At 67.3% G+C, this 25228-nt stretch carries 24 protein-coding genes; 15 read left to right on the top strand and 9 right to left on the bottom strand.

Going from position 1 to position 25228, the window contains the following annotated elements:
* Positions 1–37 precede the first annotated feature (37 nt).
* From DI041_RS01460 to DI041_RS01450, 3 genes are read left to right on the top strand one after another with little or no spacing between them, the layout of a single operon-like run.
* A complete protein-coding gene (locus DI041_RS01460; protein WP_046987064.1) occupies positions 38–1078 on the top strand; it encodes a ribonucleotide-diphosphate reductase subunit beta in 1041 nt (346 codons plus the stop codon).
* 13 nt (positions 1079–1091) lie between these two features.
* Complete coding sequence (locus DI041_RS01455) at positions 1092–1571, top strand: flavodoxin (protein WP_046987068.1); 480 nt, start codon at positions 1092–1094, stop codon at positions 1569–1571.
* Positions 1543–1869: a thioredoxin family protein gene (locus DI041_RS01450; RefSeq protein WP_136637857.1), complete on the top strand. Its 327-nt coding sequence runs from the start codon at positions 1543–1545 to the stop codon at positions 1867–1869. Before DI041_RS01455 ends, DI041_RS01450 begins: the two co-directional genes overlap by 29 nt.
* Positions 1870–1962: 93 nt before the next feature.
* Here DI041_RS01450 and DI041_RS01445 read toward each other — a convergent pair whose 3' ends face one another.
* A complete protein-coding gene (locus DI041_RS01445) occupies positions 1963–3294 on the bottom strand; it encodes an Nramp family divalent metal transporter (protein WP_046987065.1) in 1332 nt (443 codons plus the stop codon).
* 116 nt (positions 3295–3410) lie between these two features.
* On the opposite strand from DI041_RS01445, the gene mntR reads away from it, so the two are divergent.
* Positions 3411–3881 carry a manganese-binding transcriptional regulator MntR gene (gene mntR / locus DI041_RS01440; RefSeq protein ID WP_014037494.1) on the top strand — a complete coding sequence of 157 codons (471 nt, stop codon included), beginning with the start codon at positions 3411–3413 and terminating at the stop codon, positions 3879–3881.
* 68 nt (positions 3882–3949) lie between these two features.
* On the opposite strand, the gene DI041_RS01435 is transcribed toward mntR, so the two are convergent.
* The 3 genes from DI041_RS01435 to fabR all read right to left on the bottom strand — a co-directional run bounded on the left by DI041_RS01435 (position 3950) and on the right by fabR (position 7583).
* On the bottom strand, positions 3950–4510 hold the full coding sequence (locus DI041_RS01435; protein WP_136637858.1) for a thioredoxin-like domain-containing protein: 561 nt from the start codon (positions 4508–4510) through the stop codon (positions 3950–3952).
* Positions 4500–6650 carry a TonB-dependent receptor plug domain-containing protein gene (locus DI041_RS01430; RefSeq protein WP_136637859.1) on the bottom strand — a complete coding sequence of 717 codons (2151 nt, stop codon included), beginning with the start codon at positions 6648–6650 and terminating at the stop codon, positions 4500–4502. Before DI041_RS01430 ends, DI041_RS01435 begins: the two co-directional genes overlap by 11 nt.
* Positions 6651–6926: 276 nt before the next feature.
* Positions 6927–7583: an HTH-type transcriptional repressor FabR gene (fabR, locus tag DI041_RS01425; protein WP_005409961.1), complete on the bottom strand. Its 657-nt coding sequence runs from the start codon at positions 7581–7583 to the stop codon at positions 6927–6929.
* Positions 7584–7675: 92 nt separating this feature from the next.
* Here fabR and DI041_RS01420 point away from each other — a divergent pair, with 92 nt between their 5' ends.
* Entirely contained in the window at positions 7676–8746 is a 1071-nt protein-coding gene (locus DI041_RS01420) for a ferredoxin reductase (protein ID WP_046986156.1), read from the top strand.
* A 12-nt stretch (positions 8747–8758) separates the two neighbouring features.
* Positions 8759–9907 (top strand): fatty acid desaturase family protein, encoded by a 1149-nt coding sequence (locus DI041_RS01415; RefSeq protein ID WP_046986157.1) that lies wholly within the window; start codon positions 8759–8761, stop codon positions 9905–9907.
* Between the two features lie 5 nt (positions 9908–9912).
* Here the strand turns inward: DI041_RS01415 and DI041_RS01410 are convergent, their stop codons facing one another.
* The 5 genes from DI041_RS01410 to DI041_RS01390 form a co-directional block, all read right to left on the bottom strand.
* Positions 9913–10248: a tetratricopeptide repeat protein gene (locus DI041_RS01410; RefSeq protein WP_046986158.1), complete on the bottom strand. Its 336-nt coding sequence runs from the start codon at positions 10246–10248 to the stop codon at positions 9913–9915.
* Positions 10248–10823, bottom strand: coding sequence for a flavin reductase family protein (locus tag DI041_RS01405; protein ID WP_136637861.1), 576 nt, complete (start codon positions 10821–10823; stop codon positions 10248–10250). Before DI041_RS01405 ends, DI041_RS01410 begins: the two co-directional genes overlap by 1 nt.
* The gene (locus tag DI041_RS01400) at positions 10820–11449 is read right to left on the bottom strand and encodes a superoxide dismutase (protein ID WP_136637862.1); all 630 of its coding nucleotides are present in this window, start codon (positions 11447–11449) and stop codon (positions 10820–10822) included. The genes DI041_RS01405 and DI041_RS01400 overlap by 4 nt, the downstream gene beginning before the upstream one ends.
* A 350-nt stretch (positions 11450–11799) precedes the next feature.
* Positions 11800–13311 (bottom strand): thioredoxin family protein, encoded by a 1512-nt coding sequence (locus tag DI041_RS01395; RefSeq protein WP_136637863.1) that lies wholly within the window; start codon positions 13309–13311, stop codon positions 11800–11802.
* 147 nt (positions 13312–13458) lie between these two features.
* Positions 13459–13908 carry a GNAT family N-acetyltransferase gene (locus DI041_RS01390; protein WP_046986162.1) on the bottom strand — a complete coding sequence of 150 codons (450 nt, stop codon included), beginning with the start codon at positions 13906–13908 and terminating at the stop codon, positions 13459–13461.
* A 66-nt stretch (positions 13909–13974) separates the two neighbouring features.
* Between DI041_RS01390 and DI041_RS01385 the strand changes: the two genes are divergently transcribed.
* The 9 genes from DI041_RS01385 (at position 13975) to DI041_RS01345 (ending at position 25089) form a co-directional block, all read left to right on the top strand.
* Positions 13975–14910 carry a TIGR03571 family LLM class oxidoreductase gene (locus DI041_RS01385; RefSeq protein ID WP_136637864.1) on the top strand — a complete coding sequence of 312 codons (936 nt, stop codon included), beginning with the start codon at positions 13975–13977 and terminating at the stop codon, positions 14908–14910.
* A gap of 153 nt (positions 14911–15063) precedes the next feature.
* Entirely contained in the window at positions 15064–15375 is a 312-nt protein-coding gene (locus DI041_RS01380) for a DUF3817 domain-containing protein (protein ID WP_136638053.1), read from the top strand.
* A 153-nt stretch (positions 15376–15528) separates the two neighbouring features.
* The gene (locus DI041_RS01375; protein WP_136637865.1) at positions 15529–16725 is read left to right on the top strand and encodes an MFS transporter; all 1197 of its coding nucleotides are present in this window, start codon (positions 15529–15531) and stop codon (positions 16723–16725) included.
* The gene (locus tag DI041_RS01370; protein WP_136637866.1) at positions 16722–17915 is read left to right on the top strand and encodes an isochorismate synthase; all 1194 of its coding nucleotides are present in this window, start codon (positions 16722–16724) and stop codon (positions 17913–17915) included. The genes DI041_RS01375 and DI041_RS01370 overlap by 4 nt, the downstream gene beginning before the upstream one ends.
* Positions 17912–19564 (top strand): (2,3-dihydroxybenzoyl)adenylate synthase, encoded by a 1653-nt coding sequence (locus tag DI041_RS01365; protein WP_136637867.1) that lies wholly within the window; start codon positions 17912–17914, stop codon positions 19562–19564. Before DI041_RS01370 ends, DI041_RS01365 begins: the two co-directional genes overlap by 4 nt.
* A complete protein-coding gene (locus tag DI041_RS01360) occupies positions 19564–20196 on the top strand; it encodes an isochorismatase family protein (RefSeq protein WP_136637868.1) in 633 nt (210 codons plus the stop codon). Before DI041_RS01365 ends, DI041_RS01360 begins: the two co-directional genes overlap by 1 nt.
* A complete protein-coding gene (locus DI041_RS01355) occupies positions 20196–20453 on the top strand; it encodes a phosphopantetheine-binding protein (protein WP_010485231.1) in 258 nt (85 codons plus the stop codon). Before DI041_RS01360 ends, DI041_RS01355 begins: the two co-directional genes overlap by 1 nt.
* Positions 20450–24340, top strand: a complete 3891-nt coding sequence (locus DI041_RS01350; protein WP_136637869.1) for an enterobactin synthase subunit F — start codon at positions 20450–20452, stop codon at positions 24338–24340. Before DI041_RS01355 ends, DI041_RS01350 begins: the two co-directional genes overlap by 4 nt.
* Entirely contained in the window at positions 24331–25089 is a 759-nt protein-coding gene (locus DI041_RS01345) for a 2,3-dihydro-2,3-dihydroxybenzoate dehydrogenase (protein ID WP_046986171.1), read from the top strand. Before DI041_RS01350 ends, DI041_RS01345 begins: the two co-directional genes overlap by 10 nt.
* Positions 25090–25228: the final 139 nt, after the last annotated feature.

Here is a 25228-nt window from a genome sequence, read left to right as displayed (position 1 = left end):
CGGCAACCCGTCAGCAACAGAACGAAGGCAGAAGACCATGGCAACACCCCTGGACCGCATCAAGATCCTCGAACCGCGCCACCCCAACCGCAGCACCGGCATCATCAACGGCCGCACCAGCGGCATCCTGAACTGGAACGACATTCCGTACCCGTCGTTCTATCGCGCCTACAAGGAGCTGTCGACCAACTTCTGGATCCCCGACGAAGTGGACATGAAGGTGGATGCACGCCAGTACGGCGAGCTCAACGCGCGCGAGAAGAACGCCTACGATTCCATCATCGGCCTGCTGGCCACGCTGGATTCGCCGCAGACGCGCTTCATCTACAACGTCGCCGAGTACATCACCGATCCGGCCGCGCACGCCAACGCGGCGATCATCGGCCAGCAGGAGGTGATCCACAACGAGAGCTACAGCTACGTGCTGGCCTCGATCACCGACCTGCCCAACCAGAACCGCATCTTCGAGATCGCCCGCACCCATCCCACCATCATCAAGCGCAACGCGCCGATCATGGGGGCCTATGACGATTTCATGCGCGAGAAGACTGCCGAAACGCTGCTGAAGTCGCTGATCCAGTCCTCGATCCTGGAAGGCATCAACTTCTATTCCGGGTTTGCGTACTTCTACAACATGGTGCGGCAGAACCGCATGAATGGCACCGGCAAGATCATCAGCTTCATCAACCGCGACGAGCTGGCGCATACCAAGTTCATCAGCGAGCTGATCCGCGCCATCATCGGTGAGAACCCGGAGCTGCAGACCAACGAGTTGACCGCCTACGTGCACCAGTCATTCGAGCATGCCATCGAGCTGGAGACGCAGTGGTCGTCGGAGGTGCTGGATGGTATTGATGGCATCGACGTGGACGAGATGGTGCGCTACGTGAAGTACCGCGCCAACAAGATGGCCGGCATGCTCGGCATCGAGCGCCTGTACAGCGACACCACCGACAACGTGATGCCGTGGATCAAGGCCTACGCCGACAACTTCACCGAGACCAAGACCGACTTCTTCGAGATGCGCAATGCAAGCTACAAGAAGACCAACGTCGACAACGGCTTCGACGACCTCTGAGGGCGGCCCGGCGCTGCGCATCCTGATCGTGGTGGCGTCGCTCAGCGGCAACACCCGTGAGCTCGGCCGCCACATCGCCGCGCGTTGCCGGGCCGCAGGCCACGCCGTGCACTGGCAGGAGGCCGACGACCTGCGCCAGGGCCCGCCGTTGCCGGTGGATGAGGCCGACCTGGTGCTGCTGGGCTGCTGGACCGACAACGCCGGGCGCACGCCATCGGAGATGAAGGCCTGGGTGGCAGGCATCGCCGAGCGCGGCCAGCGGCCGCGGCAGGTGGCGGTGTTCGGCACCGGTGAAACGCAGTGGGGGCAGGAGTACTACTGCGGTGCGGTGCACCGGCTGATCCGCTATTTCCACAGTGGCTACCCGCCGCTGGAGATCGAACAGATGCCACATGGCCGGCGGCATGCCGCGGCCATCGATACCTGGACCGATGCGGTCCTGGATCACTACTGGAGTACCACCGATGCAGATCATCGACGCCACCACGCCTGAGCAGTTCCAGCAGTTGCTGGCCGACCATCCACGCGTGCTGGTGGACTTCCACAAGGACCAGTGCCCGGGCTGCCGGATGCTGGACATGTCGCTGCAGCGGGTGGCCAGCGGCACTGCAGGCCAGGGCACGACCCTGCTGCGGGTGCAGCTGGAGGTGGTGGGCGAGGCGTTCTTCCGCGAGCTGGGCCTGCGGCAGACCCCTACGTTGTCGCTGTTCCTGGACGGTGACGAGCGCATGCGCATGCCGGGTTTCCAGTCGCCGCACCAGATCGAAGCGGCCATCGCGGAGTTCCTGTAGCGCCGGTCATGCCACATCCACGCGTGGCGTGGATCTACTGCAGGTCGCCAGCGGTAGCGCCGGGCCATGCCCGGCGGATTCCCACCGCGCGGATCAACCAGCTGCGAACGTATCCACCAGCAGCTTCACGTTCAGCACCACGATCACCAGCGCGATCACCCACGCAATGCCGCCCAGCCAGCGCGGTGCCACCAGCGCGCCCATCGTCACTTTGTCGGTCACGATGCGTACCAGCGGGATGATCGCGAAGGGCAGCTGCATGGACAGCACCACCTGGCTCAGCACCAGCAGCTTCACCGCGCCCTGGTCGCCGAACAGCATGATGACCACCACCACCGGAATGATCGCCAGTGCGCGGGTGATCAGCCGCCGCAGCCACGGTGGCAGGCGCAGGCGCAGGAATCCTTCCATCACGATCTGCCCGGCCAGTGTCGCGGTCACCGTGGAGTTCAGGCCGGAGGCGAGCAGTGCCACCGCGAACAATGTCGAGGCCAGGCCGACGCCCAGCATCGGTGCCAGCAACTGGTGCGCCTGCTCGATGTCTTCCACGTCGAAACGGCCATTGGCATGGAACACCGCCGCTGCCAGGATCAGGATGCTGGCATTGATGAAGAGGGCCAGAGTCAGTGCAATGGTGCTGTCGGTAACCGCCCAGCGAAGCGCACTGCGGCGGCCCTCATCGGTGCGTGGGTAGGCGCGGGTCTGCACGATCGACGAATGCAGATACAGGTTATGCGGCATCACCGTGGCACCAATGATGCCGATGGCGATGTACAGCGCATGCGGATCGGTCACCACCTGCGCGCGCGGAATGAAGCCGCCCAGCACTGCCATCACCGGCGGCGCGGCCATCGCGATCTGCACCACGAAGCAGGCGAAGATCACCATCAGCAGCGCGATCACGAAGGCTTCCAGTGCACGGAAGCCGCGGTTCATCAGCAGCAGCACCAGCAGCGTGTCCAAGGCCGTGATCACCGCGCCCCACAGCAGCGGCAGGTCGAACAGCAGCTTCAGTGCGATCGCGGTGCCGATCACCTCGGCCAGATCGCAGGCGATGATCGCCGCCTCGCATAGCGCCCACAGCGCCAGGTTCACCGGCTTCGGGTAACGCGCGCGGCAGGCCTGCGCCAGGTCCATGCCGGTGGCGATGCCCAGCCGCGCCGACAGCGCCTGCAGGATCACCGCCATCAGGTTGGAAATGAGGATGACCGACAGCAGCAGGTAGCCGAAGCGCGAACCGCCGGCGAGGTCGGTGGCCCAGTTGCCCGGGTCCATGTAGCCGACCGAGATCATGTAGCCCGGGCCGAGGAAGGCCAGCAGGCGGAACCACCAGTGGCCCTTGTCGGGCACCGCCACCGAGGCGTTGAGCGCACCCAGGCTGGCCGCAGTGGAGGCCGAAGGGTCGCGGGGTGCCAGGGTGCTCATGGGTTCGAATATAGCTCCTGCTATAGTCATTAGCAATGTGAAACAATCGTCTTTATCGCGTTACTGGTCCAGAATTCAGGTTCAACACCGGAACTACCGGAAGGACAGGCGCAGGCGTGGGCAAGACCGACGATTCGACATCGCTGAAAAGCACCCCCTTGATCGAGGCCGAGCGCCAGGTCGAAAGCTTCCGGCAAGTGCGTGAGGCGCACCGTATGGAGCTGGTGGAGGACTATGTCGAGCTGATTTCGGACCTGCTGGCCGACGGCGGCGAGGCCCGCCAGGTCGACATCGCCACCCGCTTGGGAGTGGCTCAGCCCACCGTGGCGAAGATGCTGCGGCGCCTGGCCCGCGATGGCTGGGTGGTGCAGCGTCCGTATCGTGGCGTGTTCCTGACCCCGGAAGGCGAGGCGCTGGCGCATGCCAGTCGCCAGCGTCATCAGACCGTGGAGCGTTTCCTGCTGGCGCTGGGCGTGGACCCGGATACCGCCCGACGCGACGCCGAGGGTATCGAACACCATGTCAGCGAGCAGACGTTGGCGTTGTTCGAGGCGTTCGTGCGCAAGGCCGAGGGCGGGGCGCCGTAACGGCAGCGCCGGGCCATGCCTGGCGGCCGTAATGTGGCGTCACGCATTTCGCCGGGCATGGCCCGGCGCTACCGCGATTGGGTGCCGGCGTTGGGACAATGGGCCTGCTGCTGCGCGCACGCCCGGTTCGTCCATTCTTTCAACACAGGCTGCAGGCCTTGATAGCGTCGCCCGTGCCAGCCATTGGCCAGCACTTTGCCGTCGGCATCGATCAGCACCAGATTCGGCGGTGCCAGCCCGGCCAATGCCTGCAGTGCCGGCATGCGCGCGGCGCGGCGCGGGTCCAGCACCGGCCACGGCATGTCCTGCGCGTGCATGTAGCGGCGCAGCGCGCTGTCGCTCTCATCCAGGCTGACGTAGACCACTTCGGTATCGGCGCCGGCCTCGCGCAACGCGTCACGCACGCTGCGAAGGGTCGGTACGAAGGCATGGCAGGGCGCGCACCAGTCGGCACCGAAGTACAGCGCCACCAGTTTCGGCGGCGGTGACCACTGCATCGGCCGCAATGATCGCTGTTCCGGCCGCATCAACGAGGCCGAGACCTGAGCATGCAGGTCCGCGGCTATCGCCGGTGTGGCCAGCAGCACGGCACAGGCCAGCAACAGCGCTCGTAGTGGATCAGAACGCATAGCGCAGGTTGACGTACCACGAGCGCGCGAAACGCGGCCCGTAGACATAGTCGCTGTCACGCAGCGCGCCCACTTCCAGATCCTTCTGGCGCTGGTCGAATACGTTCTTGACGCCTGCGGCTACCGACACTTCCTGCTGCGCCTGCGCGCCCAGGTGACGGTGCCAACGCGCCCCGAGGTCGGTGACCAGGAACGAGCGCGTGCGGTGCAGTTCGCCCAGCCGGTTGTTCAGCACCGACATCGGGCCGGTGTGGCGCAGCGCGACGAAGGTTTCCCACGGTTCGGCCGGCATCCAGCTGAGCTGGGCCAGGCCGGTCCAGCGCGGCGTCTTCAGGTAGTCGCGGCTTTCGATGACGGTGTCGCCACCGTCGCCAGTGTCATCGAAGATGCGCTGCGGTTCGCGGAAGCGCGAGCGGTACCATGAGGCGCCTGCGGTCAGGCGCCACTGTGGCGATGGCTGCCAGCCGAGGTTGGTTTCCGCGCCCAGCACGTTGGAGCCGGAAGCGTTGTAGCGCAGCTGGCTCAATTGTCCGTCATCGCCGCGCTGGATCTCGCCCAGCGCGAAGGTGTCGCGGATGCGCGCATAGGAGGCAGTGGCATCCCAGCTCCAGACCGGATTCGCCGGGTCCGAGCGCCAGTCGAAGCCGAACAGCGTTGTCAACGCACGCTCTTCCTTCAAGCCGTCGGTATTGCGCACGCGCACCTGTTCCCCGCCAAGGGTATCGACATGCACGTCCTCGACGAAAATCTCCGGCGCACGGAAGCCGGTGGCAATGCCTGCCCGCCATTTCAGGTTCGGCGTGGCCTGCCAGGCCAGCGCGATGCGCGGCGAGAACACCGCGTTGTCCAGCTCCGAGCTCTTGTCCACGCGCGCACCCAATACCAGGTCGACGTTGTCGCGCAGGCTCCATTCGTCCTGGATGAAGGCCCCCAGGTTGTGGAAGGTAGCGTCCTCCAGAACCGCAAGGCGCTGGCCGTCACCGGTGCGGTTGTCGTCGCGCAGCGCCTCGTGCTTGTACTGCACGCCAAAGGCCAGCGCGTGCGCGCCCAAGCGCCAGTTCAACTGGCTGTCGATGTAGTGCAGCGGGTTGTGGGTGCGGCCGTACTGGCGCCACGAACGCGAGGCCGCGCTGCCGGTCACGTTCGGGTCCAGCTGCGACGGGTCATAGCCGGGCACCGACGGATCGGTGACGACGTCACCCAGACCGCCATAGAAACTGTCGCGGTCGATGTCAGCGAAGGCGTAGGCCAGGCGGAAATCGAGGTCGGCATTGATCTCCTGGTCCCACGACACGCTGCCTCGGCGGTACTTCGTATCCAGCGATTCGGCGATGTTGGCCAGATACTCGGGCTGGTCCAGGCGGTTGCCGCCGCGGCGGGTTTCATCGGTTACCTGCAGGTCCAGGCGCAGCCGCGTGCCCGGCGTGGGCGCGTACCAGGCCTGCAGCCCGCCGACCTTGAGGTTCTTGCGGGTGATTTCGGTATAGCCATCACCGTTGTAGTCGATGCCGCTGTTCCAGTTGCGCTGGGCAATCACCGATAGGCCGGCGTCTGCTTCCTTGGCCACCAGGTCCAGTCGCACGTCGGCATTCTTCTGCGGTGTGCCCTTCAGCACATCCACACCGGCCTGCACATGGCCACCGCTGCGCGCCGGCAGCGGGGGAATCAGGTTGATCACACCGGCCACCGCGCCCGGCCCATAGAGTGCCGAGCCGCCGCCCTTGACCACTTCGATGCGGTCGACGAAGCCGGCCGGAATCTGTTCCAGGCCGTACACGCTGCCCAGCGTGGACAGCAGCGGAATGCCATCGAACAACAGCTGGTTGTAGGCGCCGGGCAGGCCCAGCAGCTGTACTTCGCTGGTGTTGCAGTTCTGGCAGTTGCTCTCCACGCGCAGGCCGTTGATCAGCTCGGCGGCGCGCGAGAAGTCGGTAGCCGCGCGCAGCGCGATGTCTTCCTTGCGCAGCACCTCGGTGCGGATCGGCACGTCCGACAGCAGGCGTTCGCTGCGGGTGGCGGTGCTGACTTTGACCTGCACGCGGTCCAGCTCGGTCGGCTTCGGAGTGGCCGCCAGCGCGGGCAGGGGCAGGGAAATGGCGGCGGCCAGTGGCAAGCGGCGGAGGATGAGAGAAGCGGGCATGACGCGTCGTCCTTGGGGAGGGAGGGCGGCGAGGGCGACCTGGCTGGTGCATATGAAAGCAGTGGCTTATAGATATAGCAAGTGCTATATAACGAAGTCGCAGCAAACCGGTGCGCCGCACAAGTCCAGAGGGATCATGTGGTGTTATAACATTACATTCAGCGCCTGCAACCCTGCCGGTGGTCATGCACGGGGGATGGCGTTGCTGCGTGGGGCAGGGTGGCTGGGGTCAGAGTCCTTTCCTGAGGAAAGGGATCCGACCCCGGAGCCCTAACGTCAGCCGCGGCGGAATGCGGCCGGGGTGCGGGCGCCGACGATGATCATGCGGATCATCGTGGAGATCTGTTCGACCAGCTCCGGATCCTTCTCCGGCGGCAGGTCCATGGCGGTGGCGCCCATCGCGAACACCAGCCGGGTGATGGCCTTGGCCACCAGCTCCGGGGCGTGCAGCACCGCGCCATCCAATGCGGCCAGGCGCACCAGATCGTGCTGCAGCTCTTCCTCGAAGTAGTGCAGCTCGCGTTCGACCGCGTGCTTGAAGTCGTCCGAGCCGACCGCGCCTTCGCGCAGCAGCACATGCAGCAGCTTGTCGTCGGCGCGCAGCTGCTCCATGAAGGTCTCCACCGAGACCCGCACCACGCTGGTGGCGGTGGAGGTGGCGCGCTGCCGGGCCTCGCCGATGATGGTGCGCAGCGAACGGCCAGCCGCGTCGATCAGCGCCACGGCCAGCTCGTCCATGTCGCGGAACTGCCGGTAGAAGCTGTTCGGGGCAATGCCGGCTTCACGTGCCACTTCGCGCAGGCTGAGCGTGGACAGGCTGCGGTGCGGCCCGATCAGTTTCAGGGCGGCGGCCAGCAGATCCTCACGGCTCACCGTACGGCGGGCCGGGCTGTTGGCATCTTCGGGCGTCGACAAAGCGGTGGCGGCGGCCATGGGGGTTCCGGTGGGGCGAGGCTGAATCATACCCAATCCGGTTCAATATACACATGTATACACAGGTGTATGTGCGCCCGTATAGTGCGCCCATGAGCGCTGTCGTCCGTCCGTCCCTGTTCTCTCCATACCGCTGGGTCTCGCCGTCGCTGTTCGATTTCTGGGCGGGCCAGCTCAATCCCCTGTGGACCCTGCGCGAGCCGATGGCCCGCCTGGTCCGGCGCGAGCCGGCCGGCGAGGGCGCGGCGACCCTGGTCCTGCGCACCAACCGGCACTGGGCCGGCATGCGTGCCGGCCAGCACGTCACCCTGGGCGTCGAGATTGAAGGGCGCCTGTGGCAGCGCAGCTACAGCCCCACCGCACTGGGTCGGCGCGAGCTGGCGATCACCGTCAAGGCGATCGACGGTGGCCGGGTCAGCCAGCATCTGGTCAACCATGCGCAGCCGGGCGAACTGTTCCGCCTCGATGCCGCCTTCGGCGAGTTCCATATGCCGGCCGCGGCGCCGGTGCTGCTGCTGGCGGCCGGCAGTGGCATCACGCCGATGCGCAGCCTGTTGCGCGAGGCCTGCCAGCGCCCGCTTGCGGCGCCGGTGGACCTGTTCTACTGGGAGCGCACCGCTGCCCATCTGCAGTTCCGTGATGAACTGCAGGCGCTGGCCGCAGCGCATCCGAACCTGCGCGTGCATCTGCTGACCACCCGCGAGGGTGAAGCGCCGGCCGCGCGTATCGATACCCATGAACTGCAGGTGGCCGGCGATGACACGCCGTTGGTGCAGCGCCATGTGCTGGCCTGCGGCCCGGATGGCTTCGTTGCCGCCGCGCGTGAACGCCTGGCGCACCAGGTGGCCGGTTTCCAGGCCGAAGCCTTCACTCCGCCGGCGCCGCTGCGCGATGCCAGCAGCGAAGGCGAGGTGTCGCTGACCCTTGCGCGCAGTGGCCGCCAGCTGAGCGTGCCGCGTGGCCGCTCGCTGCTGGAAAGCCTCGAAGCCCACGGCATCAAGCCCAAGCATGGCTGCCGCATGGGTATCTGCAACAGTTGTAGTTGTGATCGCGTCAGTGGTGCCACCCGCCACCTGCGCACCGGCGACCTGCAGTCTGAATCGGCGCAGCCGGTGCGGATCTGCGTGAGCGCGCCGACCACCGACCTGACCCTGGATCTCTGAGGACCCGTTGCCATGACCCGCGCTACCGACCGTGCTCTGAGCACCACCGAGATGCAAGCCTTCGGCCAGGAACTCGATGCGATCCGCGACCGCGTGATCGGCAGCCTTGGCGCTTCCGATACCCGCTACATCCGCCGCGTGGCCGCCGCAGTGCGCTGGTTTGGCGTGGGTGGCCGTGGCCTGCTGTTCCTGGCGGCGTTCTCGCCGTTGTTCTGGATGCCGCTGCTGTGGCCGGCCGCGATCACTGGCACGCTGCTGCTGGCGCTGTCGAAGATCCTGGAGAACATGGAGCTGGGCCACAACGTCATGCACGGCCAGTTCGACTGGACCGGCGACCCCAAGCTCAACGGCAACACCTACGAGTGGGACATCGTTGCCACCGCCGACAACTGGCGCAAGACCCACAATTTCCGCCACCACACCTACACCAACGTGCGTGGCATGGACGATGACATCGGCTACGGCCTGCTGCGCATCTTCCCGGAACAGCGCTGGAAGCCGTTCTACCTGCTGCAGCCGATCATCGCGCCGATCTTCGCGCTGCTGTTCCAGTGGGGCGTGGCCGCGCAGGACCTGCGCCTGGGTCGTTGGCTGAAGGGCCGCATCAGTGGCCGTGCGATGTGGATGCAGACCCGCCCGGTGGCGCGGAAAATGGCCCGTCAGGTGCTGAAGGACTACGTGTTCTTCCCGCTGCTGGCCGGCCCGTTCTTCCTCACCGTGATGCTGGGCAACATGGTGGCCAACGGCCTGCGCAACATCTGGACCTACGTGATCATCTTCTGCGGCCACTTCACTGCCGAGTCGGAAACCTTCCCGAAGGAGTGCCTGCGCAATGAGTCGCGCGGCCATTGGTACCTGCGCCAGCTGCGCGGTTCTTCCAATATCAGCGGCGGCTTCCTGATCAACGTGCTCTCGGGCAACCTCAGCCACCAGATCGAGCACCACTTCTACCCCGACCTGCCGGCCAACCGCTATGCGGCCATCGCCAAGGAAGTGAAGGACATCTGCCGCCGTTACGGCCAGCACTACAACAACGGTTCGCTGCCGCGCCAGTTCGGCCAGGTGGTCTGGCGCATCCTGCGCCACGCGTTCCCGAGCAAGCCGCGCCGCCTGCCGATGTCGGACATCATGTCCGCACCGGCATCGGCCAACGCGGGCTGATCAACTCAGCCCGTTTTTGCCAGGGCCGCTTGATCGCGGTCCAGGCGCCGCAGGAACACCTGCATTTCCTTGCGTGCCTGCTGGTCGCCCTTGCTGCCGGCCACGCTCAAGCCGCGTTGCCATGCTTCGCGCGCCGCCTGCGGTTGGCCACTGGCCAGCCAGGCTTTGCCAAGCAGCTTCCAGGCCGCCGAGTACTGCGGATCAAGCACCACACAGCGGCCCAGATGAGTCGCCGCACGCACCGGGTTGCCGGCATCCAGCCAGCCCTTGCCCAGGCCGAAGCGCAGCAGCGCGCCGTCCTTGCCGGTGGCGAGCATGCATTCCAGAGCCTCGATGTTCATCAGCGCACCTCCACCAGCAGCTCGGCCGGTCCCGGCTGGAAGCGGCCCCGATGGAACAGCAGCGGCGCACCACCATTCTCGTGTACCTCGATGATGCGGCCAGCCAGCAGCAGGTGATCGCCGACCGGCCACTGCGCGTGGCGGGTACAGGTGAGGTGCGCTACCGCACCGGCGATGCACGGTGGGGCGTCCTCTTCGTCATCCAGCAATGCCAGACCGTCGAAGCGGTTGCGTACCTGCGGATCGGCAAAGCGCCGGGCCAGTGCTTCCTGGTCGGCCGCCAGCACGCTGATCGCAAAGCGGGTGGCGCGCTGGAAGGCGGACAGGCTCTGCGCGTGCAACGCCAGGTTCCACAGCACCAGTGGCGGCTGCAATGACACCGGCACGAACGAATTGATGGTCAGGCCGATGGGCTTGCCCTGCGCATCGCGCGCGCAGACGATGGCCACGCCGGTAGGAAAGTGGCCGAGCAGCCGACGCAGTGCCCGCGGCGGCATCTCGACCGACGGCACCGGGGCCGGGGCGGGGAAGACCCCCGCCCACGGCCCGGCGTACGGCAGTGTCTCGCCGCTCATGAGGCCTGGGCCTGGCGGTAGCGCCGGCCGACTTCGGCCCAGTTGATGATGTTGAAGAACGCACCGATGTAGTCCGGGCGACGGTTCTGGTAGTGCAGATAGTAGGCGTGCTCCCAGACGTCCAGCGCCAGGATCGGGGTATTGCCGGACAGGCCGACCGTAGCGCCCATCAAAGGGCTGTCCTGGTTGGCGCTGCTTTCAACCTTCAGGCGGCCGTCGCGATCACTGGTCAGCCAGGCCCAGCCACTGCCGAAGCGGGTCTGCGCGGCCTTGGTGAAGGCATCCTTGAAGGCGTCGAAGCCGCCGAGGTCGCGGTCGATGGCGGCGGCCAGTTCATCATCGGGTGCACCACCGTTGGCGCTGAGTACGGTCCAGAACAGGCTGTGGTTGGCATGGCCACCTCCGTTGTTGCGGACCGCGCCACGCTGCGCCTCGGGCACGGCATCGATGTTGGCGATCAGCGCCTCGACCGGCTGTTCGGCAAGGCCGGCCTGCTCGAGGGCGGCATTGAGGTTGTTGACGTAGGTCTGATGGTGCTTGCTGTGGTGGATCTCCATCGTGCGCGCATCGAAGTGCGGCTCGAGGGCGTCGTAGGCATAGGGGAGCGGGGGAAGCGAGTACGACATCGAAGCAATCTCCGTGGGGAAGGCCAGGTGGCTGGCCGTGGGGAGATCGTTATCGCACCTCAACATTGGTTTAGGTCAAGGGGCGGGATTGAAATGGGTGCGCTGACGGCGCCTTGATTCATTCCGTGTTGCAGGTGCGGAGACGGCGTCAAAGGCAAGCGCAGGAGCGACGTGGTAGTGCCGGCCGCTGGCCGGCAATCAGTGAAGGTCGGGTTGCCGGCCAGCGGCCGGCACTACCAGAACCCGCTTTTCGAACGCTCACCGGCGTGCTGATGTACTGCCCCCGCCCCCTCCCGCACGTATCAACAAAAGCGCCGGCAGGTGAACCAGCCGCCAGCGCTTTCATCAACTCAACTCAACCAATCCTTGCATGCACCATCCACCTGCTCGCCGCACGCCTGCTGCATCCGCTGCTGCAGTCGCGCCAGTGTCTCCGCGCCCTGGTGCTTGCCGCTCCACGCCTTCAACTGCCCGGCCAGGCGCTCGAAGCGCTGGCGGGTGCGCTGGTGGTAGCCCGAAGGCTGCGCCTCCAGCTCGGCGATCAATGAGGCGGTCGCCTGCTCGATGCGTGGCGCATCGTCCGGGGCCAGCCGCAGCAGGCCTTCCACGTACAGCACGCCCCACTGCACACGGGTCGCCGGGCCCTGCGCGCCATCGTAGGCACGCTTCAGCCACTCCAGCGCGCCGGCGGTGTCGCCGCGCTGCTCCGCCAGTTCAGCCAGCTCGGGCATGTAGTAGTACGGCTGCTCGCTGCGCTTCAGCTCGGCCAGCAGCAGCGCCTCGGCACCGGCATCATCGCCGACCTCGCGCAGTGCATAGACTGCGCTGCTGATCGTGGCCTGGCGCGCATGGGCATCGGTGGCGGCGGCATCGGCGGCGGCCGTGCGTTGCTTGACCCGCTCCACCAGCGCCGCCGGAAGCGCGCCCTTCGGCTGCTGCTGGCGGACCAGCGAAACTTCGGTCAGGGCCCGCGACAGGGCATCGTCGGCGCGGTCACCACGCTCGGCGTCGGCGCGTTCCAATGCCACCAGCAATTGCTGGCCCAGGGTGGTGGACGTGGCCGGCCCTGCGCTGGCCTGCTTCACCAGCTTGGCGCCTGCATAGCCCAGCAGCTCGCGGTTGCGGCGCACTTCGACAGGCTGTGCCAATACTGCCTGCAGCAGCTCGCGCACTTCGGTGGGTGCCGCGCTGGGCGTGTCGGTGGTGGCCAGCGCCAGCAGCGCGAAGCGGTGTTGCAGGGCCGCATCCGGTGCGGACCTGGACAGCTGGCGAAGAACGTCTTCACTCTTGCGCTCACCGGCCAGGCGGTTGGCATCCACCTCCCAACCGTAGTCGCCCAGCACCTGCCAGTCTTCCGCCGCCAACCTGTCCGGTGTGGCCAGGGCGGTGGCCAGCGTGGCGGCAACCGCACTGCGGCGGCCCGCCGCCACTGTCAGGGCGCGGGTCAGTTGGGCGGCATCGTTGCCACCGGCGACGCGGGTGATCTCGTTGCGTTGTGGGTCGAGCACGATCAGGGTCGGGTAGCCGCGCACGCCGAAGCGTTCGCCCCAGGCCTGCGCACCTTCCTCGTCGCCATCCAGGTAGACGGGAACGAACTTGCTGGTCAACGCGATGAAGGCCGGGTCCTTGAACAGGCCGGCCTTGAGCTGGTTGCATGGCGGGCACCAGACCGCACCCCAGTACAGCAGCACCGGCTTGCCGCTGTCGGCGGCTTCGGCAAAGGCGTCGTCGACGTCGCCCTGGCGCCAGGCAATGGCAGTGGCCGGCGCGGGCGCCTCGGCGGAGTTGGCGGTGGACACCGGGGCCGGGGAGCAGGCGCTCAGCGCCGAAGCCAGCAGCAACATGGAAAGCGCGACGCGCATCGGCACATCTCGAAGGACAGGGTGATGGACCATTGTAGGAACGACCGGGCCGCTGACTGATGCAGTTTGCTTATGACGGGCATGCGCGAGGGCATGACGCCTTTATTGCACTGCCAGGTAGCGACGGACCGTGCCCGGCGGATGCCGTCAGGGCGCTGCCCGCAGCATCTGCTGGTACACCAGTCCGTTGAACTCGCCGACCTCGCCGTCCAGCACGAAGCCGTAGCGCTCATAGACTGGCACGGCGTTGAGCGAGGCGCGCACGGTCAGCACCGGCTCGCGCACCCGCAGCAGCACTGCCTCGAACAAGGCATGGCCGATGCCCCGGCCCTGGCAGGCGGGGTCGACGAACAGCATGGCCAGATGGCGGCCTTCTTTCAGTTCAACAACGCCGACCACGCGCGCATCCTGCTCGGCCACCAGGATGTGGTTGTCACCTTGCAGGCGCGCGGCGAACGCATCGGCGGCGGCGACGCTGCCGAATGTGGCGATGCCGGCCGCGCTGAGCGAAGGCGCCACGGCTTCGTTGAAGGCGGCCATGCACAGCGCACTGATCGCAGGCACGTCGTCGATGTGGGCGGGGCGGATCTTCGGCATGCAGCGTTCTTTCCTTGGTGGGCGGCGCGTCATCGCAGCCGCATGCCTGCACGCTAAGCTGAGGGCATGAGTGATTTCAATCCCGCGTACGCTTCGTTGTTTCCGCAACAAGGGCTCAGCCTGGGCCTGATGACGCCTGTCGCCGCACATGGACTGGCCGATCCACGCGAAGCGCGGCGCATCGCGCGGCTGGCCGACGATCTCGGCTTTGCCGCGCTTTGGGCGCGCGATGTGCCGTTGATGGTGCCGCAGGGCCCGGATGCGACAGCGAGCGCGCTGGACGATCCGTTCCTGTGGCTGGGCATGCTTGCCGCAGCGACCGAGCGCATCGTGGTCGGCAGCGCGGCCATTGTGTTGCCGCTGCGGCAGCCGTTGCAGGTCGCGAAGTCCGCGTTGAGCCTGGACCGGATCAGCGACGGGCGTTTCGTGCTCGGCCTGGGTTCGGGTGACCGCCCGGAGGAATTCGCCGCGTTCGGTGAGGATCTGGAGGGCAGGGCGGCGACGTTCCGTGAGCGCTGGTCGCTACTGCGTGCCGCGTTGTCCCTCGACACCGACGAGCGCGCTGAGGTCCTGGATGCCACCGGCGGCTTCGAGGTGCTGCCGGCACCGTCCGCGCGCATTCCGATGCTGGTGGTGGGCACCGCGCGGCAGAGCCTGCAGTGGATCGCGCGCGAAGCCGAAGGTTGGGCTACCTATCACCGCGAGGAGGTCGCTCAGGAAGGGCGCATCGGCCTGTGGCAGCAAGCGCTGGCGCAGCGTGGTGGATCGGCAAAACCCTTCGTGCAGTCGATGCTGCTGGACCTGCAGGCGGATCCGCAGGCGCCGCCCGAGCCCTTGCCGTTGGGCCTGAAGGTTGGCCGCGATGGCCTGCGTGATTATCTGCTGCGTGTGCATGCGCAGGGTGTGGCGCACGTGATGTTCAATCTGGTCGAGAACGGGCGGGCAATGGATGAAGTGCTGCGCGAGATTGGTGAGCAGGTGTTGCCGCAGACGCTCCGGTAGGTGTCCACCTGGGTGGACACGCCATATCGCTGCCCCGCTGCGCGCGACGGGCATGGCCCGGCGCTACCCGCCGGTGTCCGGAACGTCCGCATCTGCGTATCATTCGCATTTGATATCCCGATGCCGGAGCTCCGCGTGACCGAACGTTCCCCCATGCACCCGACCGGACGCCTGTTCGCCGCAGTCGCTTTCATCGAGGCTGTGACCTGGGCCGGCCTGCTCATCGGCATGTGGATGAAGTACGGCCCGATGGCCAATGTGGCGCTGGTGAAGCTGTTTGGGCCGCTGCACGGCGTGGCGTTCCTGGTCTATGTGGCAGTCACCCTGTTTGCGGCAGTGCACCTGCGCTGGCCATGGTGGGCGAGCGCGCTGGCCTTGCTGGCAGCGATCCCGCCGCTGGTCACGCTGCCGCTGGAGTGGTGGTTCAAGCGCCGTGGTCTGCTGGGCCTGCGTGCAATGCGCTGAACCCACTGTTGCATGCCCATTCAAGAGAATGGGTATCAAATGCAAATACGAGCCGTTATCATTTAAGGGTGGCATCTGGTCCTGAGCAGGGTCGGTGCCGGGTGGGGCGTGTAGACGCGCCCGGCCATCCTTTCCTGTTACGGCTGGTGTTCCATGCACGCACGTCCCGTCGTTCCCGGCTTGCCGGCGCTGGTGTTGGCTGCCCTGATCGGCACCATGGCGATGATGTCCTTCGTCGCCGTGATCGGCCCGGTGGTTCGCATGCTCGGTTTGTCCGAGTGGCATGCCGGCCTGTCAGTCACCGCCGCCGGCGTGTTGTGGATGCTGGCCGCGCGCCCCTGGGGCCAGCTCAGCGACCGCGTCGGCCGCAAGCGCGTGCTGATGCTGGCGATGAGCGCCTACACCCTGGTCTACATCGCGCTGGCGGTGTTCATCGACGTTGCCCTGCAGGCAGTGCCGCCTGTGTTGGTATCGGTGCTGGTGCTGGTCGGCGCGCGTGGCCTGATCGGCCTGTTCTACGCCGCCGTGCCCCCTACCGCTGCCGCGCTGATCGCCGACAAGGCACCGACCGGCCAACGTGCCAAATTCCTCGCTCGCCTGGGCAGCGCCAACGCGCTGGGGATGGTGCTGGGGCCGGCGGCCGCTGGCTGGCTGGCCTATACGAATCTGTCACTGGCGCTGTATGTGGCCGCATTGTTGCCGCTGCTTGCGCTGGCATTGCTGGCCTGGCGGCTGCCGGCCACACCGCCAGTGGAGAGCGCCTCTGCACAACGCCGCCATCCGATAAGCCGTCTCGACCCGCGCCTGCGCCTGCCACAGCTGGCGGCGTTCATTGCGATGGTCTCGGTGACCATCGCGCAGGTGACGGTCGGCTTCTTCGCGATCGATCGCCTCGGCCTGGATGCAGCGGCGGGCGCACGCATGGCGGGTATCGCGCTCACTGCGGTCGGCGTCGGCCTGATCCTGGCGCAGGCGCTGGTGATGAAGCTGGAGGTGCATCCGCGGCGCTGGATCATCCTGGGCGCATTGATTTCGGGCATCGGCTTCGCTTCGGTGGCCGGCGTTCAGCAGGCCTGGCAGTTGCCGGCAGCCTATGCGCTGGCCGCGTTCGGCATGGGTTTCGTGTTCCCCTCGTTCCAGGCGCTGGCTGCCGACGCGGTGGAAGCACACGAGCAGGGTGCTGCCGCCGGCACCGTTGCTGCCGCGCAGGGGCTGGGCATGGTGGCCGGACCGATGCTCGGCACGCTGTTGTATCGCGGTGGGCCCAGCCTGCCTTATCTGCTGGTGGGTGCGCTGCTGCTGTTGCTGTGCGCGTTGGCCGCCGCGTATCGGATGAAGGAGACCTCATGAACGATTCCCTGATGCAGGGCGCGTGGCCGGAGGCTGCGCCGCCGGCCCTGGATACCATCGACGACGCCGCACTGTTCCTGTTGCAGCATGCGGGTCAGCATGTGCATGCGCGCGGTTGCCGGGCCGCGCTGCCGAGTGGTGCGCTGGGAACCCTGGCTGAGCGCGTTGCGGATTTCTTCGCCCAGCAGCGTGGCGGCCCCGGCCTGCTGGTCGGCGCGGTGCCGTTCGAGCCGCGTGCTGATGATGCGATGTACCAGCCCGAGCGGCTGCTGCCGCCATTGCCGTTGCAGCCGCAGGCGGCGCCGCCGCTGGAGGGTGAGCTGCGTGCAGAGCCCGCAGCGGTGGACTATGCCGCCGCCGTGGCCACTGCGGTGCAGGCCCTGCGCGCGCCCGAACAGGATCTGCATAAAGTGGTGCTGGCGCGCAGCCTGCTGGCCCGCACCCGGCAAGCGCTTTCGCCGGATGTACTGCTGGCACGGCTGGGTGCGGACCCCTCGGTGGCCACCTATGCGGTGCCGCTGCCGGTCGAACTGGGGCGGGCCCCGGCCTGGCTGGTTGGCGCAACGCCGGAGCTGTTGCTGCGCAAGCGTGGTGTGCAGCTGCTGTCGCACCCGCTGGCCGGGTCCGCACGCCGCAGCGCCGATGCCACCGAGGACGAGTGTGCCGCGCAGGCGCTGCTGGCCTCGCGCAAGGACCATGACGAGCATCGCCACGTGGTCGAAGCCATCGTCGATGGCCTGGCGCCGTACTGCAGCCACATCGATGCACAGCCGCGGCCGGCGCTGCATGCGACTGCCAGCATGTGGCATCTGGGAACCCGCATCCACGCCACCCTGAAGGATCCGCAGACGTCTGCAGCCGAACTGTTGGCACAGCTGCACCCCACGCCGGCAGTCTGCGGTACGCCACGGCTGGCGGCACTGCAGCGCATCCGTGAGCTGGAACCGGTGCCGCGCGGTTTCTATGCCGGTGCAGTCGGCTGGTTGGACGCGCAGGGGGATGGCGACTGGTACGTGGCGATCCGCTGCGCGCGACTGCAGGGCACGCAGCTGCGCCTGTACGCAGGCGCCGGCATCGTCGCCGATTCGCAGCCCGAGGCTGAAGTGGCTGAAACCGCAGCCAAGTTCGCTGCCCTGTTGAACGCGCTGGGTGTCCATGAATCGGCGCCCGCCATCGAGCCTGCCGCATGAATACCTCCGCTGATTCTTCCCGCCTGCCACTGCAGCAGGTATGGCCTGATGAACTGATGGCGCGCTATCGCGAGGCCGGTCACTGGCGTGGCGAGACCTTCCCGGCGTTCCTGCGCGAGCGCGCGGAACACTATGCGGATGACATCGCGGTGGTGGCTGGTGACGTCCGCCTGAGCTATGCGCAGCTGTGGCACGAAGCCGGTCGCATCGGTGCCGGCCTGCTGGCACTCGGCCTGCAGCCCGGTGAGCGGGTGCTGGTGCAGCTGGGCAACACCGCTGGCTTCATCACTACGATCTGTGGCCTGTTCCGGGCCGGACTGGTGCCGGTGTACGCACTGCCTGCGCATCGCATCACCGAGCTGGTGCACTTCGCGAACAAGGCCGAGGCCAGTGCCTACATCACTGCCGACCTGCACGACGGCTTCGATCATCGCGGACTCGCGCGGGCGCTGCAGGCCGACGGACCTGCGGTGCGCCACGTGGTCATCGATGGCGATGCAGCGGAGTTCACCGCGCTGGAGTCGCTGCAGGGCGACCGCAGCCAGCTGCCGGCCGACCCGGATCCGCAGTCGGTGGCGTTCCTGCAGATCTCCGGTGGCAGCACCGGCCTGTCCAAGCTGATCCCGCGCACGCACGACGACTACATCTATTCGTTCCGCGCCAGCAATGACATCTGCGGCATCGACCGCGACAGCGTGTATCTGGTCGCGCTGCCGGCCGCGCACAACTTCCCGATGAGTTCGCCCGGCTTCTTCGGTGCGCTGTATGCCGGCGCCCGCGTGGTGCTCAGCCCCGGCCCCGGCCCGGATGCAGCGTTCCCGCTGATCGCCCGCGAGCGCGTGACGTGCTGTGGCCTGGTGCCGCCGCTGGCGCTGCTGTGGGCGCAGGCGGCCGCCAGCAGCAAGCATGACCTGTCCAGCCTGCAGGTACTGCAGGTAGGCGGCGCCAAACTGGTGCCGGAAGCCGCACGGCGCGTGATCGATGGCTTGCGCTGCACCTTGCAGCAGGTGTTCGGCATGGCCGAGGGACTGGTCAACTACACCCGCCTGGATGATCCGGAGGAACTGATCGTGGCCTGCCAGGGCCGCCCGATCAGCCCGGATGACGAAGTGCGCGTCGTCGATGACCATGACCAGTCGGTAGCCGAAGGCGAAGTGGGCCATCTGCTGACCCGTGGCCCGTACACCATCCGTGGCTACCATAACGATGCGGTGGCCAACGCGCGCTCGTTCACCGACGATGGGTTCTACCGCACCGGTGATCGTGTGCAGCAGTTGCCGGGCGGCTACCTGGTGGTGCAGGGCCGCGCCGGTGACCACATCAACCGTGCCGGCGAGAAGATCTCCGCCGAAGAGATTGAAGATCACCTGCTGGCCCATCCGGGCGTGTTCGACGCCGCCGTTGTCTCCATTCCTGACGAGTACCTGGGCGAGCGCAGCTGCGCGTTCGTGATCCAGCAGGGTGAGCCGATCAAGGCGCCGGCACTGAAGGCCTGGATGCGTACGCGCGGCCTGGCTGCCTTCAAGGTGCCGGACCAGGTCGTGTTCGTTGACAGTTTCGATACCACTGCGGTCGGCAAGATCAGCCGCCGCGAACTGCGCGCGCAACTGCGTGCGCGTCATCTGCAACAGACAGGAGGAACGCGCTGATGGCGCTGCCCCGTATCACCGATTACCCTTTGCCGACCGCCGCCGAGCTGCCGCAGGCCCGTGGCCCGTGGCGCCCGCAGCGTGATCGTGTCGCGCTGCTGGTGCATGACATGCAGCGTTACTTCCTGGCGGCGTTCGACGCTGGCAGTGCGCCGCTGCGGCCGGCGGTGGACAATATCGTGCGCCTGCTGGCGCATTGCCGCGCGCACGGCATTCCGGTGTTCTACACCGCCCAGCATGGTGACCAGGACCGTCGCGACCGTGGCCTGCAGGCCGACCTGTGGGGGCCGGGCATGCGCCGCAGCGCCGACCACGAACCGATCATCGAAGCACTGGCACCGCAGCCGGGTGAGCACGTGCTGGTGAAGCACCGCTACAGCGCGTTCCAGCGCAGCAACCTGGAGACGCTGATGCGGGTACGTGGGCGCGACCAGCTGCTGGTGACCGGCGTGTACGCCCATATCGGCTGCACCGCGACCGTGGTGGAGGCGTTCCAGCGTGATATCGAGGCCTTCATCGCCGCTGACGCGGTGGCGGACTTCTCGCGTGCCGATCACGATCAGGCGCTGCACTGGATCGCACGCACCAGCGGGGTGCCGATGACCACCGACCAGCTGCTGGAGGTGCTGTGATGGCCGCCACGGGTGAGGTGCTGGATCTGGAGCGGATGCGTGCCGATGTGGCGCGCGTGCTGGAGTGCACACCGGCCGAGATCGGTGACGACGACAACCTGATCGACCTGGACCTGGATTCGATGCGCATGCTCGGCCTGGTCCTGGCCTGGGGCAACACCGGCCTGCCGCTGGAGTTCTCGCAGTTGGCCGAACACACCACGCTGCGCCAGTGGTGGAACGTGGTGCAGACGCTGCAGGCCGCGCAGAGCGCATGAACGCCGTCGCGCTGGCCACGCCGGTGGCATTGACCGAGGCCCAGGCGGGACTGTGGTTCGCACAGCGGCTGGCACCGGACAACCCGTCATTCAATACCGCGCACGCGGTGTGGATCGATGGCCCGCTGGACGTGGCCGCGTTCGTCGCAGCGGCAGACCAGGCTGCAGGCGAGGCCCAGGCCTTAGCACTGCGCTTTGCCGAAGGGGCCGATGGCCAGCCGCTGCAGTGGCATGACCCCGCACACGTGCCGTTGCTTTCGGTGCGGGATGTGTCCACTGAGGCGGATCCCGCCGCTGCGGCACGCAACCTGATGCACGCCGACCGGCTGAGCCCGGTCGATCCCACCCGCGACCGGATCAGTCAGCAGGTGCTGCTTGAGCTGGGCGGGCAGCGCTGGGTCTGGTACCTGCGCGTGCATCACCTGGCGGCCGACGGATACGGCATGGCGCTGTTCACTGATCGCGTGTGCGCGTTGTATGCCGGTCGTACCGGTGAGCCACTGCCGGGGCTGACTGGCGTGCTGGCCGATGATGCCGCCTATCGTGCCGATCCGCGCCGCACGCAGGCCGGGCAGTGGTGGCGCGAGCACATGCAGGGGGCACCGGCGGGCGTCGGCCTGGCCGGTACGCTCGCGGCCAGTGACGACGCGCTGCGCTGGGTGCAGCCGCTCGATGCGGCATTCCGTGAGCAGTTGCTGCAGGCATCGGTACGTTGGTTGCAGCCCTGGCCGGACGTGCTGGCCGCGTTGTCGGCCGAGTACCTGCGGCGGATGAGCGCGGCCGATGAAGTGGTGCTGGGCGTGCCCTACATGGGCCGGCTTGGCAACGCGTCGGCACGGGTACCGGCGATGGTGATGAATGTGTTGCCGCTGCGCGTGGCCGCCGGCGAGGGCAGCGTCGAAACGTTTACCCGCAGCCTGGGCCGGCAGCTCAGCCAAGGGCGCAAGCACGGCCGTTACCGAGGCGAGCAACTGCGCCGGGATCTGGGTCTGGTGGGCGCGCAGCAGCGCCTGCACGGTCCCATGGTGAATGTGCAGCCGTTCTACAAGCCGCTGGCGCTGACGGGCGTGCAGACGACGCTGGAGGTGCTGTGCACCGGGCCGGTGGATGACCTGACGCTGGGCTTCCGTGGCGATGGCCAGCGTCTGCTGGATCTGGAGATCGAGGCCAATCCCGCGCTGTACAGTCGCGAGGATGTCGAGGCACACGCGGCACGGTTGCTGCATTTTGTGTCGGCGGCACTGCAGGCTGACGATATCGCAGCCGTACCTCTGGCGACGACCGACGAGGTGCAGCAGGTGCTGCACGGTTTCAATGCCACCGCGCACGCGCTTCCTGAGACCACACTGGTTGAATTGCTGCAGCAGGGCATGGATCGGGATCCGCACACTCCAGCGCTGGTGTTCGGCGACACTACGCTGGACTACGTAACGCTGGAAGCGCGCAGTTTCGCGCTGGCGGCACAGCTGCGGGCGATGGATGTCGGCCCGGGCAGCGTGGTGGCGGTGGCATTGCCGCGCTCGCTGGAGCTGGTGCTCGCGTTGCTGGCGGTGCTGCGCGCGGGTGCGGCCTATCTTCCGCTGGACCTTGCCCATCCCGACGAGCGGCTGGCACGTATTCTCGCCTCGGCGCAGCCGGTGTGCGTTCTGGCTGCGACGGACGTATCGGCGCGCATGGCCGGCGTGCCAGTGCTTGCGCCAGAGCAGTGGACCGCGCTGAGCTTCGCTGCACCGTGGGCCGATCCTGCACCCGGCGATGCGGCCTATGTGATCTATACCTCCGGTTCGACCGGCGAGCCCAAGGGTGTGGTGGTCGAACACCGCGCCATCGTCAACCGTCTGCTGTGGATGCGCGAGCACTACGGCATTCGTGCCGATGACCGTGTTCTGCAGAAGACTCCGGCCACGTTCGACGTCTCGGTCTGGGAGTTTTTCCTGCCGCTGCTGTGCGGCGCGACGCTGGTGGTGGCGAGCCCGGATGCGCATCGCGATCCGACCGAGCTGGCGCGGCTGATCCGCGCGCATGGCATCACCACCGCACATTTCGTGCCGTCGATGCTCGATGCGTTCCTTGCCGCGCCGGCCTCCGAAGGCCTGCAGCTGCGCCGCGTGTTCACCAGTGGCGAAGCGCTGGACGCGTCGTTGCGTGATCGTTTCCATGCGCGCGTGCAGGCCGAACTGCACAACCTGTATGGCCCGACCGAAGCGGCAGTGGACGTGAGCTACTGGCCGGCTTCGGCGCAGGATCGCTCACGGCCGGTACCGATCGGCTTCCCGGTCTGGAATACCCGCCTGTACGTGCTGGACGCGCGGATGCAGCCGCTGCCGGTGGGTGTGCCGGGCGACCTGTATCTGGGGGGCGTGCAGCTGGCGCGTGGCTACCTCGGCCGCGATGATCTGACCGCCGAGCGCTTCCTGGCCGATCCCTTCCTGCCAGGGGAGCGCATCTACCGCACCGGCGACGTGGCGCGCTGGCGGAGCGACGGCGCAGTCGAATACCTGGGCCGCAGCGACCATCAGGTAAAACTGCGCGGCCTGCGCATCGAACTGGGCGAGATCGAGGCGGCATTGCGCGAGCTGCCGGGCATGGATCGGGTGGAGGTGCTGCTGCGCCAGGACGCTCCTGGCGACGCCCGGCTGGTGGCCTATGTGCCTTCCGCCCTTGCCGAGGCGACGACGCTGCGCAGCCATCTGGCCACGCGCGTGCCGGACTACATGGTGCCGTCGGCCTTCGTCGGCGTGGAGCACTGGCCGGTGACCGCCAACGGCAAGCTCGACCGCAACGCGTTGCCGAAACCACCACAGCATGACGTCGCTGGATTGGCACCGCGCACGCCGCTGGAACAGGAGCTGGCGGTGCTGTTTGCCCAGGCACTCGGGCGTGAAGCGCCAGTGGCGGTGGATGCGGACTTCTTCAGTCTCGGCGGCGACTCGCTGTCGGCGGTGCACCTGCTGCTGGCGATCGAGCAGCGCTGGCGCTGTGACCTCGGCTTGGGTGCCTTGTTTGCGCAGCCCACCGTGGCCGCGCTGGCGATACGCATTGCCGAGCCGCCCGCGCTGGCTGATCACGCGCTGGGGCCGGTAATCGCGCTGGCCGCGACCGAAGCTGCCGGACCCACGCCTCTGTTCGTACTGCACCCGGCCGGTGGCATCGCCTGGAACTACCGCACCCTGGCCCGGGCACTGCAGCCGGCCCGCCCGGTGTACGGCCTGCAGTCGCCGGCACTGGACGCGCGGCAGCCGCTGCCGAGCAGCATCGAGGCGATGGCCAACGACTACGTACAGCGGGTGGTCGCATTGCATCCGAAGGGGCCGGTGCATCTGCTGGGCTGGTCGGTGGGGGGCATCCTCGCCCAGGCGATGGCGGTGCGCCTGCATGAGATCGGTCGCGAAGTCGGCGAGCTGGTGCTGCTGGATGCCTACCCCAGCGAATGCTGGCGCGCCGAGCCGGAACCCGATCCGATTGCGGCGCTGCGTGCGCTGCTGGCCATTGCCGGGCACGATCCGGATGCGCATCCGGAGCTGGACAGCCGTGAGCGCATCCTTGGTTTCCTGCGTCGTGGCGGCAGCGCGCTGGGCAGCCTGCCGGACGTGGTGCTGGATGGTGTAGTGCGTGCGGTGACCGGCACCAATCGCTTGATACGCGAGCATCATCATCGGCCGTTCGTGGGCACGCTGGTGCATGTGCGCGCGGGTCGAGACCATCAGGCACGGCCGCAGCTGCAATCGGCGTTGTGGCGTGCACACGCACTCAAGGTGCAGGCACTTGAACTGCCGTTCCTGCATGCTGAGCTGACCGGCCGCGATGCGGTGGCGCAGCTGGCGCCATGGTTGTCGGCGCGCCTGCGCCATTGGGATGAGCAACAGGAGATCGCAACATGCAGTTGACCGGTTTTGAAGGCCGCGTGGCCCTGGTGACCGGCGCCGCCGGTGGCATCGGTGAGGCCCTGGTGCGGTTGCTGGCCGAGGCTGGCTGCACGGTGGTGGCGACCGATCGCGATGCGCCCGTGGTCGCGGATGCACGTGTGCAGGCGTTTGCCCTTGATGTGACCGACACTGCGGCGGTGGATGCGCTGGTGGATCGTGTAGAAGCCAGCATCGGGCCGATCGGCCTCGCCGCCAGCGTGGCCGGGGTGCTGCACGTGGGCGAGGTGACCGGCACCACCGATGACGATTGGCGCCGGGTTTTCGCAGTCAATGCGGATGGCGTGTTCCATGTGGGGCGTGCGCTGGCGCGGGTGATGTCACCACGTCGGCAGGGTGCGATCGTCACCGTCAGCTCGAACGCGGCGGGCGTGCCTCGGCACGGCATGGCCGCCTACGCGGCATCCAAGGCAGCCGCTACGATGTTCACCCGCTGCCTTGGGTTGGAGCTGGCACCGCTCGGCATCCGCTGCAACATCGTCGCCCCGGGCTCAACGCTGACCCCGATGCAGACCGGCATGTGGCAGGACAAGCACGGCGCCGAGCGCGTGATCGCCGGCAGCCTGGAGACCTACAAGGCCGGCATTCCACTGCGCAAGCTGGCGAGCCCGGAAGACGTCGCCCATTCGGTGATGTTCCTGCTCTCCGAGCAGGCCGGACACGTGGCGATGAGTGACCTGTACGTCGACGGCGGCGCCACCCTGCGCGGGTGATTCCTGCTAATGCCGGCCGCTGGCCGGCAACCCATAGTCCCCGGTAGTGCCGTCCACCGGCCGGCAACCTCATTCAACTTCAGACATCTCCGAACATCCATCGAGGCATGGCCTGACGTTCAACGCCCAATGATCGCTC

Origin of the sequence: Stenotrophomonas maltophilia (genome assembly GCF_004920835.1) — a bacterium.
GTDB lineage: Bacteria > Pseudomonadota > Gammaproteobacteria > Xanthomonadales > Xanthomonadaceae > Stenotrophomonas > Stenotrophomonas maltophilia_AQ.
This window is presented reverse-complemented; position numbering and strand designations above follow the sequence as displayed.